This is a genomic window from Mycobacteroides sp. LB1, assembly GCF_013449725.1.
GTDB lineage: Bacteria > Actinomycetota > Actinomycetes > Mycobacteriales > Mycobacteriaceae > Mycobacterium.
In genome coordinates this window covers 1,541,516-1,553,905 of the sequence record NZ_JACCFF010000001.1, presented here as the reverse complement: position 1 = coordinate 1,553,905, position 12,390 = coordinate 1,541,516, and the positions used below count along the sequence as shown (strand labels likewise).

Below are 12,390 nucleotides of genomic sequence, written 5' to 3'. Positions count from 1 at the left end.
ATTCCCGCCCATACGGCTCACAACTGGTGCTACCTTATTTAGAACAGGTTCCAGTTTTGGGGTTATTTATGCAGGTGAATAGATCGTGAGCGCGATGGTGGATGAGTCACCGGTGCGGCCAGCCGCCATGCCGTCGACCAGGCGTCAGCACGAGCAGTACAAGCGCATGCTCGACGCGGCTGAAGAACTCGCGATGACGCGCGAGCTCGATCACGTCCAGATGCACGATGTCGCCAAGCACGCCAACGTTGCCATCGGCACGTTGTACCGGTACTTCCCGACGAAGCGTCATCTGTTTGTGGCGGCACTCTCCCGGGAGTCGGAGCGTCTGGTCAGCCGGGTTCCATCGTCGCAGGATGCCGAGCAAAGTCCCGCGGGCCGGGTGGCCGATGCACTGGTGCGGGCGCTGCGGGGTTTGACGCGTCGCCGCATGCTGGCGATCGCGATGATCCGGTCCTCCAATTCGGCGTCGCTGGCCGAGGTGCCCGATTTGATGCAGATGGAGAAGCGATTCCACGAGCTGATTTTCGAGGTGGCCGGACTTTCCGATCCGACCGAAGAGGACGAGGCCGTGATCAGGCTGCTGGTACACCAGTGGTTCGGCTGCATTCAGGTTTGCCTCAACGGTGGTCTCACCGTCGCGCAAGCCGAGGCCGATCTACGCCGGGCATCGCAGCTATTGATGCGTGACTGGCGCGCGGTGGGCTAGCCGCTCTTCAGGGCAGCCAGTGCGGCATCAATGGCCAGCGCCGGGACATCGAGTGTCTTGGACCCCAGGTCATGTCGCGCGCCGGTGATTTCCACAATGGTCGCTCCGTCGGGGATCAGCGCCGCAGCCTCCCTGAGCTCCGCGATGGTGCCGAATGCGTCTGAGGTGCCGTGGGTAAACACCGTGGGAACGTGTATATCCGGGAGATGTTCGACACGCAGCCGGTCGGGCTTTCCTGGCGGATGCAGCGGGTAGGAGAACAGGGTGAGGACGTCGACGATTGGCCCCATTTCCGCTACGAGCATTGATGTTTGGCGTCCGCCGTACGAATGACCGCCCGCCAGCACTGGGCCGTCCACCATTGCGCGAGCCTGGCTGATCACCTCGGCGATACCGGCACGGTCCTTATCGGCCGACGAGGCCGAGGGTGGTCCGCTGGGCCGGTTGCGTCGGAAGGGCATATCGAAACGTATTGCCAACCAACCATGTTCGGCCCACGATGTGCACAACAGCCGCAACATGGCGGAATGGCAGCTGCCGCCCGCGCCGTGGGTGATCACCACCGCACCCTGTGGGTGCCCGTCGGGGTGATGGGCGATTCCGGCGATATCCGGAAGCTCCTCGGTGCTCACGAGCCGCGCCTAAGGCTCTTCGCGCGGGCGCTCATCGCAGCCTGAACAGGGCCGATACCGGGCCATGACCGCGGCCCAGCGGGTAGGCGGCTTTGAGACATTCGGTGACCCAGCGTTTTCCGAACGCGACTGCTTCGGGCACAGAAAATCCGTGTGCCAGTGCGCAACTAATGGATGCCGCGAGTGTGTCCCCGGCGCCGTGATCGTGTCCGGTGTCCACCCGTTCGACGGGGAAGTAATGAAACTCCGTGCCGTCAAAGAGTAGGTCGGTGCTGGTGTCGCTGGAGCGCAGGTGCCCGCCCTTCACCAGAACCCACTGCGGGCCAAGGGCATGCAGCTTGCGTGCCGCCTCCCGCTGGGTTTCCTCATCGATGACTTCTACACCGGCAAGCAGCCGTACCTCGTCGAGATTGGGAGTCACCAGTGTCGCGAGCGGAAACAGTTGAGTGCGTAGGGCATCCAGTGCGCTCGGATGCAGCAGCGGGTCGCCGTGCATCGATGCACACACCGGATCCACGACCAGCGGCGCCGTCATCTCGAGTCCGCGCCAGGTACTGGCGATGGCTTCGATGATCGGGGCAGAGGCCAGCATCCCGGTTTTGGCGGCCTGGATGCCGATATCGGTGATCACCGCCTCCATCTGGGCGGCCACCACCGGCGGTGGAATTTCGTGGAAACCCTTGACACCCACTGAGTTCTGCACCGTCACCGCAGTGACGGCAACGCATCCGTGCACGCCGAGAAGCGCCATGGTCCGCATATCGGCCTGGATACCTGCCCCGCCCCCGGAGTCGGAACCGGCGATGGTCATCGCCCGCACCGGGGTGACGCCCGGCTCCGGGACGGGCAGGAAGGTATCCATGCTCACGCGATCGGCAGGTACACCCGGTTGCCGTGCTCGGCGAACTCGACGGACTTCTCCTCCATGCCGCGCGCCAGCATCGCGTCGATGTCCTCCTGTGTCTCGAGTCCGTTTGCGGCGGCGAACTCCCGGATATCGGCGGTGATGCGCATCGAGCAGAACTTCGGGCCGCACATCGAGCAGAAGTGTGCCGTCTTGGCCGGCTCGGCGGGCAGCGTTTCGTCGTGGAACTCCCGGGCGGTATCCGGGTCCAGTGAGAGGTTGAACTGGTCATCCCAGCGGAATTCAAAACGAGCACGCGATAGCGCGTCGTCTCTCAGCTGGGCGCGGGGATGCTGCTTGGCGAGATCGGCGGCGTGCGCGGCGATCTTGTAGGCGATCACCCCGTCCTTGACGTCCTTGCGGTCCGGCAGCCCCAGGTGCTCCTTGGGGGTGACGTAGCAGAGCATCGCGGTCCCGGCCTGGGCGATGATCGCGGCCCCGATGGCCGAGGTGATGTGGTCGTAGGCCGGTGCGATATCGGTGGCCAGCGGCCCGAGGGTGTAGAAGGGAGCCTCCTCGCAGAGCTCCTCCTCGAGCCTCACGTTCTCGACGATCTTGTGCATCGGCACATGGCCGGGGCCTTCGATCATCACCTGCACGCCATGGGATTTCGCGATCTTCGTCAGCTCACCAAGGGTGCGCAGCTCGGCGAACTGCGCCTCGTCGTTGGCATCGGCGATGCATCCCGGACGCAGACCGTCGCCGAGGGAGAAGGTCACGTCATAACGTGCGAGGATCTCGCATAGCTCCTCGAAATGCGTGTACAGGAACGACTCCCGGTGGTGGGCCAGGCACCATGCGGCCATGATCGAACCGCCGCGCGAGACGATGCCGGTGACGCGCTTGGCGGTCAGCGGCACGTAGCGCAGCAGCACCCCGGCATGCACGGTCATGTAGTCAACGCCCTGCTCGGCCTGCTCGATCACGGTGTCGCGGTACAGCTCCCAGGTCAGCGCGGCCGGATCGCCATTGGTCTTCTCCAGCGCCTGGTAGATCGGCACGGTGCCCACGGGGACGGGGGAGTTGCGCAGGATCCACTCACGGGTCAGGTGGATGTCCTTGCCGGTGGAGAGGTCCATGATGTTGTCGGCACCCCAACGGATGGCCCACACCATCTTCTCCACCTCCTCGGCGATCGAGGAGGTGACGGCCGAGTTGCCGATGTTGGCATTGATTTTCACGCCGAAGGCCTTGCCGATGATCATCGGCTCGCTCTCGGGGTGTTTGTGGTTGGCGGGGATCACGGCGCGGCCCATCGCGACCTCACTGCGCACCAGCTCGGCGGGCACACCTTCGCGGACGGCGATGAACTCCATCTCGTTGGTGATCTCACCGGCGCGGGCACGCTGCAGCTGAGTGCCGCGATCGGTGACGATGCCCGGGCGCGGCGGCAGCCCCTTCTGTAGATCGATGGTGGCGTTGGTATCGGTGTACGGACCGGACGTGTCATACAGGTCCAGGTGCTCACCGTTGGTGAGGTTTACCCGGCGCTGCGGCACGCGCAGGCCACTGCCGAGGTCCTGGTAAATCTTCTCGCTGCCCTGGATGGGGCCCGTGGTGACGGTTTCCGGGGCCTGAGAACGGGTTGATTGAGTCGACATGATCTTCCTCCCTACGCCGGCATTACCCGGTCAGGTTCATACGGTCGACGGCCCTAGCCGTCCTCTCAGCGCGCTGGTGCACGCTCCCGTGTTTTTTGGTGTTGGGGCTGTTCGTTGACGAACACTGGCCACGCTACCTCGGCTTGTCGCGCCGAGTGTGACGTGCTGGCGAGATTTCCGCATGAGCCTCACGCTTGGCCCGATATGACAGACACCGTTCCATGGTTTTGGGAATATAGTTTCCCTTGCTAAAGTTACTCACGGTGGTAACCAAAGACGGCCGGTCGGTGCTGCCCGCGTCGGGGAGAAGCGCGCAGCAAGGGTGACGATGACTGACTTGACCACACGGACTGACGAGATATCGGCTGATCTCGAGACTGAACGGCGTCGGCTCAGGGTGGATCGCGACCACCCGCATTACAAATGGGTGGCACTGTCGAACACGACGCTGGGTGTGCTGCTCGCGACCGTCAACTCATCGATCGTGCTGATCTCGCTGCCCGCCATCTTCCGGGGTATCGGTCTCAACCCCCTCGCGCCGGGCAACGTGAGTTATCTGTTGTGGATGCTCATGGGCTATCTGCTGGTCTCGGCCGTGCTGGTGGTGCTTTTCGGCCGCCTCGGCGATATGTACGGGCGGGTGCGGATCTACAACCTGGGCTTCGTGGTCTTTACCGTTGCGGCGGTGGTGCTGTCCTTCGATCCGTTCCACTACGGCGGCGGAGCGGTGTGGCTCATCGCCTGGCGAGTGGTTCAGGGAGTCGGTGGCGCCATGCTGATGGCCAACTCGTCGGCCATCCTCACCGACGCCTTCCCGTCGACCCAGCGTGGACTTGCGCTGGGCATCAATCAGGTGGCGGCGGTGGCCGGATCATTTCTGGGCCTGCTCATCGGAGGCGTGCTCTCCGAATGGGATTGGCGCGCCATCTTCTGGGTGGGTGTGCCCCTGGGTCTGCTCGGCACCGTGTGGTCCTACCGCTCACTCGTCGAGATCGACGAGCCGGTACCGGGCCGGTTGGACTGGGCGGGAACCGTGACCGTTGCGCTGGGGCTGACTGTGCTGCTCACCGGAATCACGTACGGCATTCAGCCGTACGGTAATTCGAGCACCGGCTGGGGTAATCCACTGGTGTACGGCTCGCTGATCGTCGGGGTCGCCTTCTTGGTGTTGTTCTGCGTGATCGAGTCCCGAGTGGCCGAACCCATGGTCGATATGCGGCTGTTCAAGAACCGGGCCTTTGGCCTGGGGAACCTGGCGAATCTGCTGGCATCCATCGGTCGCGGTGGGCTGCAGTTCATGCTCATCATTTGGCTGCAGGGCATCTGGTTGCCGCTGCGTGGATACAGCTATGAGTCGACTCCGCTATGGGCGGGAATCTTCTTGCTACCCATGACACTTGGCTTCCTGCTCGCCGGGCCGGTCGCCGGTGTGTTGTCGGACCGATACGGCGCCCGGCCCTTCGCCACAGGTGGCATGGTGCTATCGGCGGTGACGTTCCTGGCGCTCATCGCCGTCCCGGTGAACTTCAACTACTGGGTGTTCGCGGCGCTGATCTTCCTCAACGGATTGGGCTCGGCCATCTTCACCGCACCCAATACCGCGGCCATCATGTCAAGTGTGCCCGCGCATCAGCGCGGCGCGGCCTCGGGTGTGCGTGGCACCTTCTTCAACGCGGGCAGCTCGCTGTCCATCGGAATCTTCTTCTCGCTCATGATCGTCGGGCTCTCCGCGACGATGCCCGCGACAATGCAGTCGGGGCTCACCGCCCAGGGTGTGCCCGCATCGACCGCCGCAGAGGTCGCCGGCCTGCCTCCGGTAGGCAGTTTGTTCGCGGCGTTCCTGGGGTACAACCCAGTCGGCGAATTACTCGCCCCGTCAGGGGTTCTGGACCAGCCTGGTGTCAACGCGGCGGAGCTGACGGGGCAGTCGTTCTTCCCGACTCTGATCACCGAGCCGTTCCATGCGGGGCTGGTGGTCGTGTTCGTCGCCGCGGCGGTGATGATGGCGGTTGCCGCATTGGCCTCGTTCGGTGCCGGTGGCAAGTACGCCCACGCGGAGGATGGCGAATAGTTACCATCTGCGCATGGTGATGCGGGGGTGAGCGGCGCACTGGACATCTTGAAGAGGACCGCCACGCTGTGGTGGCGGCACTGGCCGTGGCTGCTGGCGATCTATCTGGTCGGTTGGTTGGCCAGGTACGGCGCGCTGAAGCTAGCCCTCTTCGTCTCAGTGCATGTCGGCGGTCTGTGGGGGGATCTGGTATTCCCGTTGGTCCCACTGACGCGCATGCTCACCTACGTCGCGATGTTCTGGCTGGTACGCAGTGCGGTGACGAGCACCAGAACGAGCTGGGCGGAGGCGGCCAATACCGTTATCCGGGCGATCCTTCCGGTCTTCGTGCTGTTCTCTGCGTGGAAACTTCATCTAGAAGACCGGGCTGGATATCTGAGCGTGCGATATCTCGAGTACTACGGCTCCACGATGGAGGGCATCTCGTCGACCAAGACCAATGAGCAGATCGGCCAGTATCTGAGTCCGACTGACTGGCGGATTTACGCCGTCATCGCCATCGCATTCATGATCAGGATGCTGCTCACGCGGTTCAGGGACAGGCTCCCCACCTGGACACAGCTGCTCGCTCTCTATTTCGAGGCAACGTGGGTGCTCCTCTTGGTGACGGCCACGGCAGACAAGTTGTTCGGCACTCCAGAGTGGATCAAAGAGCGCCGGGTCGTGGTGTGGTATCTGGACCAGAAGGAGAGCCTGCTCGCAAGCCTGGGCCCGTTCAAGCCCCTGTGGGAATGGCTCGCGCAGTTCACCAGTGCCGCCATACCTGCGGTGCTCATACCGATGACGTGGATCGCTATCGCGGCAGCGATTTACGGGATTCAGTCAATGAGTACCTGGTCGATGAGCGGACAGGCGTTTCTTGGCGAGAAGCATGCGACGCGAGTCGCGGATGCAGGGCAGTCGGTACTGGAGCGAGTTCGACCACGGTGGTCGCGCGTTCCGGCAGGAATTCAGGCACGAACAACAGAGTTCGCACGAGGGTTCCTGGGGATACTCGAGAAACTTGCGGACTCCATCCGTGTGACACTGCACGGTGGACCACTAGTCGTGACGACCTATGTATTCGCGTTCATGTTCTTGGTGTTTCTCTACCCGTCAGGTTCGTACTACGGGCCGCAGGTGGGCGAGGGACTCCTCTGGCGTGTAGTCGTCAACTTCGTTGGTCCTCATGAACTCTCGTGGTGGTCGGTTTATGGGCAAGCGTTCATGGTCGCGATCGCGTCGCTCATCGAGCCCTTAAAGGTGTGTCTGGTCGCAGTGACCTATGGCTACTGCGTCGAGCGGTATCGCGTCACGCACGCTAGTCAGGTGGAGACTCAAAGCGCACCACCTCGGTGACGTCCGACTTCGGCATTCGGATGGTCACCTCAAGACTCAGATCGCTGGCGTCGGGTGGGACAAGTCCGACCACCATGAACGGCCCAGGTTCGGCGCAGAATGCCCGATAGCCCATCCGTTTGAGGGAGTCCTGAATCGAGATCAGGGCGGTGTGGCTCTGTTTGGTCCAGCGGCGGTCGTTCTTGTCGACGATTGCGATTTCGCAGAACGTCTTCTTGACATCGTCCGCTGACAGAGGGCGTCCGGCTTTGAGACGGTCTAACACGAACACAACCGCCTTCGTGCCCTCCGGCACGGGGGCGTCGTACTTTCCCGGCGGGGGCGGGTCGACTCTGCGAAGCCGCCACTCGATGCCATTGATCGTCGCGGAGTCGCCGGGATGTACGACGATGCCAGGCTGCTTGCTGTCGATGTCTCGTTCCCGGCGCGGTTCTACGACGAGAAACGCGTATGCGGCGAGGGCAATTGCGATCACCAGGAATGCGGCGCCGTTGCGCTTCAACCAGGTCATTCGGACAGCTTTCCCTCGTAGAGGTCGAGGACATCCCGGTGGATCAGTGTGGAGACTGGGATGCGAACATCCAACTGGGTGTCGATACCCCATCCGCGGGTGGCCCCGAGATCAGCGTTCTTGACGCCAGACAAGCTCCTGACAATAAGAGACAACGCGCTTGGCGATTCGGGTACGTCGAATACAAGGGCCATGCGTTCGGGAATCCCAGGCTGATTGAAGAGTCTTGCCCTGGATCTGGTGGCCTGGATTCTCAGGTCGTCGGCGACGAGATACATGACGTGGTCTTGGACTGTTGTCAGGGTTTCGTAGACGACATCGAGCACAATCCATTGTCCCTGGGTGCGCTGCGTGAAATTGTCAGAGCGGTCTTTGAATGTGTACTTCAATGCAGATGCAGAGTACGCAGCACGGATGGAGACCCCGTTGTTTCGTCCTCGGACTTCGCCGGACGAGTCGCCGTGGATAGCGACCGGTCCGTAAGACTCCTGGAGTGTGGAAACGTTGGCGTACAACATGATTGCACCGACGAGCAGCAACGTGCTTAATACGGCCGTTGGCACCTTGCTCGGTTTCTTCACGAGTCGCACTCTCGAAGTGCGGTGTGGACATCGCCGTAAGACGGGTCCGTTTTTGGAATACTCCACGCCTCCGATCCTGCCGAATTAGGTTTCCACTCAAGGTCATTCATTCGGAAACCTATCTTGTCCCCGGTGCGCATCCCGGGACGAGCGAAGGGGATGCCCCAAACCGCTAGTAGATCGACGGTTTTTCCAGGAGGCAGTGAGAACAGCTTGCCAAATCCGGAATCCGGAATGTAGTCGCCGTAGTACTTGAACTCTGTCGGTGTGGTGAGCGTGAATATCTCACGGTATGTCGGAGAGCTACTCTTCCGTTCATCGTCCAGGTTCACGTTGATCTTGTCGGTATTTTTCACCGTCGCGCTCAGCGCAATCATCTGGTACGTCTTCAACTCGTACTTGAGTGCCTTCATGATCATCGGGTCGAGGTTCGAGGTTTGGCAGATTGCAAATACGGAGTGCGGGGTGATCTGCAATGGGCCGTTGTCGTACACGTCATTGAGCGCAACCGGCGTCTTGGGATCAGCCTTATCCAGCCCGCCGAATCCCGCAGTCAGACCCAGTACGGCGACAACGGCCACGCGCCACAGATTGTTCAGCGACAGGCGATCGAGAAACGGGCGCTTCTGATCCTCCGGCTCGCCCGCTGGTCCGTTCCACCCCATGGGCAAATCCTAAGCGCAGGGTTGCTGATATCAGTCCAGATCGACGACGACGGGTGCGTGGTCGCTGGCGCCCTTGCCCTTACGTTCCTCGCGGTCGATATGCGCGTCGCCCACCCGCTTGGCGAACTCCGGCGAGCCGAGCAGGAAGTCAATGCGCAGCCCGCGCTTCTTCGGGAAGCTCAGCTGGGTGTAGTCCCAGTAGGTGTACACCCCTGGGCCGGGGGTGAAGGGCCGCACCACATCGGCGAATCCGGCGTCGTTCATCGCGGTGAACGCGGTGCGCTCGGGCTCAGATACATGGGTGCTGCCCTGGAAGTACTCGACGCTCCAGATGTCGTCGTCGGTGGGGGCGATGTTCCAATCGCCGACCAGCGCCACCTGCGCCGCGGGATCGGCGGCCAGCCAGCCGGCGGCCTCATCACGCAAAGCGGACAGCCACCGCAGCTTGTACTGGTAGTGCGGGTCCTCCAGCGTGCGGCCGTTCGGGACGTACAGGCTCCACACCCGCACCCCGTTGCAGGTGGCGCCCAGCGCGCGCGCCTCGACGGACTCTTCGACATCTTCGCCGGACGCCCACCCGGGCTGACCGTCGAATCCGACGGTCACATCCTGGAGTCCGACCCGCGACGCGATGGCCACGCCGTTCCATTGGCTGTACCCCACATGCGCCACCTCATACCCGGCATCGGTGAACGCCTGCATGGGGAACTGCTTGTCCGAGCACTTGGTCTCCTGCATGGCGAGCACATCGGTGCCCGATCGCTCAAGCCACGAGATCACTCGGTCGACACGGGCACGGATCGAGTTCACATTCCAGGTGGCCAATCGCATGACGCCACCCTACTTTTCATGCCCGACAGCGCCGATATGCGCATACCGGTAGCGGTGCTGTTCGGTGAAACCTAAGGTCGGATACAGCGCCAACGCCGCATTGTTCTCGGCGCGTACCTGGACGTACGCGCGGCGCGCGCCTTGCGCGGCACCCCAGCCCAGCAGCGTGTTGCACACCTGCCCGGCCAGCCCACGCCGTCGGTGCGCCTCCGCCACTCGCACGCAGGAGATGCCGAGCCAGCCCTCGGTGACCGCGCCGCGCGCGATGGCCACCGTGGAATCGTCGTCGGTGACAGCGGCGAAATCCAGTAACCCGTCTACTACCGCCGTCAGCACGGGGACCGCTTGTGGATGGTTATCCCCGTGCAGGGCAAGCCAATCCGACGACGGCGCGGAGGGCTCGAAGGGTAGAGAGGTGGCGTTCGAGTCGTCCAGATCGCGCACCATCACTACGGTTTCGTCGCTCGTTATCAGCTCATCGGGCGGGTGGACCAACCGGTCGGGTAGGCACAACAGGGTTGGCAGCTCGCGTTCGGAGTACCATGCGCCCACATCGCCAAGTGAGCTGGGTGAAGCCGAATGATCCAGCGGTACAGCGGAATTACCGCGATGCGTATGTCCGCCCGAGGCTCTGACGAACCATCCATCCACCCAATCGTGCTCGATGCCGGGCCAGGCGAAGGATGCGGCCCGCTGCGCCGACCTGATGTCCCGATTCAGCACCGGAACCGGCGGCAGTACGCGCACCGAGGCGATATCGGCGACCGAAATATTCACCACCGCACCGGATTTGTGCAAAACCTGCACCATGGGTTCGATGGCGACCAATTCGCCGACGGTATCGGTAAACGGGGGAACTGAACCGGCCGGCCGCCGACTGCGGATGGCCACCCGCGTCCCGAGATCCGGCAGGGCTGTCAACTAATGTCCGAATGGATCGGCGACTTGTCCTGGTGTCCAACTCAATCCGGGCACGCCCCAGCCATTGGACTTGACTGCGCGCTTGGCCGCCCGGGTATTGCGGCCGACCAGCTTGTCTATATAGAGGAATCCGTCGAGGTGTCCGGTCTCGTGCTGCAGCATGCGCGCGAACAAGTCGGTGCCCTCGAGGATGACCTCCTTGCCATCGGCATCCAGGCCGGTGACCCGCGCCCAGCTCGCGCGCCCGGTGGGGAAGGACTCGCCGGGCACCGACAGGCACCCCTCTTCATCGTCGTCCGGGTCGGGCATCGACTCGGGAATCTCGGAGGTCTCCAGCACCGGGTTGATCACCACACCGCGATGGCGGGTTCCACCGCCTCGGGTGTCGGCGCAGTCGTAGACGAAGAGGCGCAAGGGCACGCCGATCTGGTTGGCGGCGAGCCCGACGCCGTTGGCGGCGTCCATGGTCTCGTACATGTTCGCGATCAGTTCGGCCAGATCGTCGGGCAGCGAACCGTCGGAACCGACCGAAACGGGCTCGGTTGGCGTATGCAGCACCGGGTCGCCGACAATACGAATGGGAACAATAGCCACGGAAGGCAAGCTATCGGCTCGGTATTGGGGGCCGACGCGCGGGGTTGGCTAGCCGCAGTTGCGGTTTGAGCGTGGTTAAATATCGCCGAACCACAGTGTTGTAGTTATCGCGATCGATCAAGAGACAAGACGACCACGGCGGGAAGGGTCTAGGAGCTTTTATGGACGGCGCCCAGGCACGAGCTGAGCAGTTAAAGGCTGCAGACTCGGCTGCCGTCGGCTCGGACGGAGTCGAGATTGCCGCCGGTCTGAGTCGACGCGAGCACGACATCCTGGCCTTCGAACGGCAGTGGTGGAAGTACGCGGGCTCCAAGGAAGACGCCATTAAGGAACTCTTCGGCATGTCGGCCACCCGCTACTACCAGGTACTGAATGCCCTGGTGGATCGTCAAGAAGCGCTGGCTGCGGACCCAATGCTGGTCAAGCGGCTACGTAGGCTGCGTGCAAGTCGGCAGAAGGCCCGAGCCGCGCGCCGCCTGGGGTTTGACGTCACCTGATACTCCCCGCGGGGAGTCGGCACCGCCTGGCTAAATAGGTGCTGACGTCTGCGGACCGTAGAGTGGATCACAATGAACGAACGCGTACGCGATTCCCATGGCCTGCCGCTGCGCGCCATGGTGATGGTGCTGCTTTTCCTCGGTGTCATCTTCCTGCTGGTCGGATTCAATGCACTCGGATCCGATAAGTCCGCGTCATCCGACTCGACCACGACTTCGGTCGCCGCAGCAGCCCCCAAGTCGACGCCACCGCCCCCGGCTCCCAAGCCCGATGTTCGCGTCTACAACACCACCTCGGTACCCGACCTGGCACGGGGTGCCGCCGACCAGGTGGCGAGTGGGGGATGGAAGGTCACCGAGGTGGGCAACCTACCGATGCCCGATGTGAACGTGACGACAGTGTTCTTCGGCAAGACCGCCGGCGAGGAAGAAGCCGCGCACGAGATCGCCAAACTGCTCGCCATTCCGGCCGCACCGCGTCCGCCGGAGCTCGCCGAACAGCCGCCGGGTGTCGTCGTCGCCGTCGCCATCTGAT

14 protein-coding genes and 1 riboswitch are annotated in these 12,390 nt (G+C 62.9%); of the genes, 5 read left to right on the top strand and 9 right to left on the bottom strand.

Going from position 1 to position 12,390, the window contains the following annotated elements; genetic code table 11:
• Positions 1–94 precede the first annotated feature (94 nt).
• Entirely contained in the window at positions 95–709 is a 615-nt protein-coding gene (locus MLB1_RS07645) for a TetR family transcriptional regulator (protein ID WP_180749752.1), read from the top strand.
• Here MLB1_RS07645 and MLB1_RS07640 read toward each other — a convergent pair.
• From MLB1_RS07640 to thiC, 3 genes are all read right to left on the bottom strand, one after another.
• Positions 706–1,341: an alpha/beta family hydrolase gene (locus tag MLB1_RS07640; protein WP_180749024.1), complete on the bottom strand. Its 636-nt coding sequence runs from the start codon at positions 1,339–1,341 to the stop codon at positions 706–708. The genes MLB1_RS07645 and MLB1_RS07640 overlap by 4 nt on opposite strands.
• Positions 1,342–1,372: 31 nt before the next feature.
• The gene (gene thiD, locus MLB1_RS07635) at positions 1,373–2,203 is read right to left on the bottom strand and encodes a bifunctional hydroxymethylpyrimidine kinase/phosphomethylpyrimidine kinase (protein WP_180749751.1); all 831 of its coding nucleotides are present in this window, start codon (positions 2,201–2,203) and stop codon (positions 1,373–1,375) included.
• Positions 2,204–2,205: 2 nt separating this feature from the next.
• The gene (gene thiC, locus MLB1_RS07630; RefSeq protein WP_180749023.1) at positions 2,206–3,846 is read right to left on the bottom strand and encodes a phosphomethylpyrimidine synthase ThiC; all 1,641 of its coding nucleotides are present in this window, start codon (positions 3,844–3,846) and stop codon (positions 2,206–2,208) included.
• Positions 3,838–3,946, bottom strand: a riboswitch (TPP riboswitch). It overlaps the preceding gene by 9 nt.
• Before the next feature lie 228 nt (positions 3,947–4,174).
• Here thiC and MLB1_RS07625 point away from each other — a divergent pair.
• Positions 4,175–5,917: an MFS transporter gene (locus MLB1_RS07625; RefSeq protein WP_180749022.1), complete on the top strand. Its 1,743-nt coding sequence runs from the start codon at positions 4,175–4,177 to the stop codon at positions 5,915–5,917.
• A 27-nt stretch (positions 5,918–5,944) separates the two neighbouring features.
• Positions 5,945–7,255 (top strand): hypothetical protein, encoded by a 1,311-nt coding sequence (locus MLB1_RS07620; RefSeq protein ID WP_180749021.1) that lies wholly within the window; start codon positions 5,945–5,947, stop codon positions 7,253–7,255.
• Here MLB1_RS07620 and MLB1_RS07615 read toward each other — a convergent pair.
• Genes MLB1_RS07615 through MLB1_RS07590 form a run of 6 tightly spaced genes read right to left on the bottom strand, consistent with a single transcriptional unit; the run spans position 7,218 to position 11,358 of the window.
• The gene (locus tag MLB1_RS07615; RefSeq protein WP_180749020.1) at positions 7,218–7,766 is read right to left on the bottom strand and encodes a hypothetical protein; all 549 of its coding nucleotides are present in this window, start codon (positions 7,764–7,766) and stop codon (positions 7,218–7,220) included. The two genes, MLB1_RS07620 and MLB1_RS07615, sit on opposite strands and share 38 nt — an antisense overlap.
• Positions 7,763–8,347 (bottom strand): hypothetical protein, encoded by a 585-nt coding sequence (locus tag MLB1_RS07610; RefSeq protein ID WP_371750569.1) that lies wholly within the window; start codon positions 8,345–8,347, stop codon positions 7,763–7,765. The genes MLB1_RS07615 and MLB1_RS07610 overlap by 4 nt, the downstream gene beginning before the upstream one ends.
• Positions 8,344–9,012 (bottom strand): hypothetical protein, encoded by a 669-nt coding sequence (locus tag MLB1_RS07605; RefSeq protein WP_180749019.1) that lies wholly within the window; start codon positions 9,010–9,012, stop codon positions 8,344–8,346. Before MLB1_RS07605 ends, MLB1_RS07610 begins: the two co-directional genes overlap by 4 nt.
• Before the next feature lie 30 nt (positions 9,013–9,042).
• Positions 9,043–9,843: an exodeoxyribonuclease III gene (locus MLB1_RS07600; protein ID WP_180749018.1), complete on the bottom strand. Its 801-nt coding sequence runs from the start codon at positions 9,841–9,843 to the stop codon at positions 9,043–9,045.
• Between the two features lie 9 nt (positions 9,844–9,852).
• Entirely contained in the window at positions 9,853–10,764 is a 912-nt protein-coding gene (locus MLB1_RS07595; RefSeq protein WP_180749017.1) for a GNAT family N-acetyltransferase, read from the bottom strand.
• Complete coding sequence (locus MLB1_RS07590; protein ID WP_180749016.1) at positions 10,765–11,358, bottom strand: peptide deformylase; 594 nt, start codon at positions 11,356–11,358, stop codon at positions 10,765–10,767.
• 161 nt (positions 11,359–11,519) lie between these two features.
• Between MLB1_RS07590 and MLB1_RS07585 the strand changes: the two genes are divergently transcribed.
• Together MLB1_RS07585 and MLB1_RS07580 are read left to right on the top strand one after the other, a co-directional pair.
• The gene (locus MLB1_RS07585) at positions 11,520–11,855 is read left to right on the top strand and encodes a DUF3263 domain-containing protein (protein ID WP_180749015.1); all 336 of its coding nucleotides are present in this window, start codon (positions 11,520–11,522) and stop codon (positions 11,853–11,855) included.
• A 72-nt stretch (positions 11,856–11,927) separates the two neighbouring features.
• Positions 11,928–12,389, top strand: coding sequence for a LytR C-terminal domain-containing protein (locus MLB1_RS07580; RefSeq protein ID WP_180749014.1), 462 nt, complete (start codon positions 11,928–11,930; stop codon positions 12,387–12,389).
• Position 12,390 lies beyond the last annotated feature (1 nt).

Excerpts from the sequence above, each read along its gene's own strand:
- MLB1_RS07615 (WP_180749020.1), bottom strand. The coding sequence starts at position 7,766 with ATGACCTGGTTGAAGCGCAACGGCGCCGCATTCCTGGTGATCGCAATT.
- MLB1_RS07605 (WP_180749019.1), bottom strand. The coding sequence starts at position 9,012 with ATGGGGTGGAACGGACCAGCGGGCGAGCCGGAGGATCAGAAGCGCCCG.
- MLB1_RS07585 (WP_180749015.1), top strand. The coding sequence starts at position 11,520 with ATGGACGGCGCCCAGGCACGAGCTGAGCAGTTAAAGGCTGCAGACTCG.
- MLB1_RS07580 (WP_180749014.1), top strand. The coding sequence starts at position 11,928 with ATGAACGAACGCGTACGCGATTCCCATGGCCTGCCGCTGCGCGCCATG.
- MLB1_RS07600 (WP_180749018.1), bottom strand. The coding sequence starts at position 9,843 with ATGCGATTGGCCACCTGGAATGTGAACTCGATCCGTGCCCGTGTCGAC.
- thiD (WP_180749751.1), bottom strand. The coding sequence starts at position 2,203 with ATGGATACCTTCCTGCCCGTCCCGGAGCCGGGCGTCACCCCGGTGCGG.
- MLB1_RS07625 (WP_180749022.1), top strand. The coding sequence starts at position 4,175 with ATGACTGACTTGACCACACGGACTGACGAGATATCGGCTGATCTCGAG.
- thiC (WP_180749023.1), bottom strand. The coding sequence starts at position 3,846 with ATGTCGACTCAATCAACCCGTTCTCAGGCCCCGGAAACCGTCACCACG.
- MLB1_RS07645 (WP_180749752.1), top strand. The coding sequence starts at position 95 with ATGGTGGATGAGTCACCGGTGCGGCCAGCCGCCATGCCGTCGACCAGG.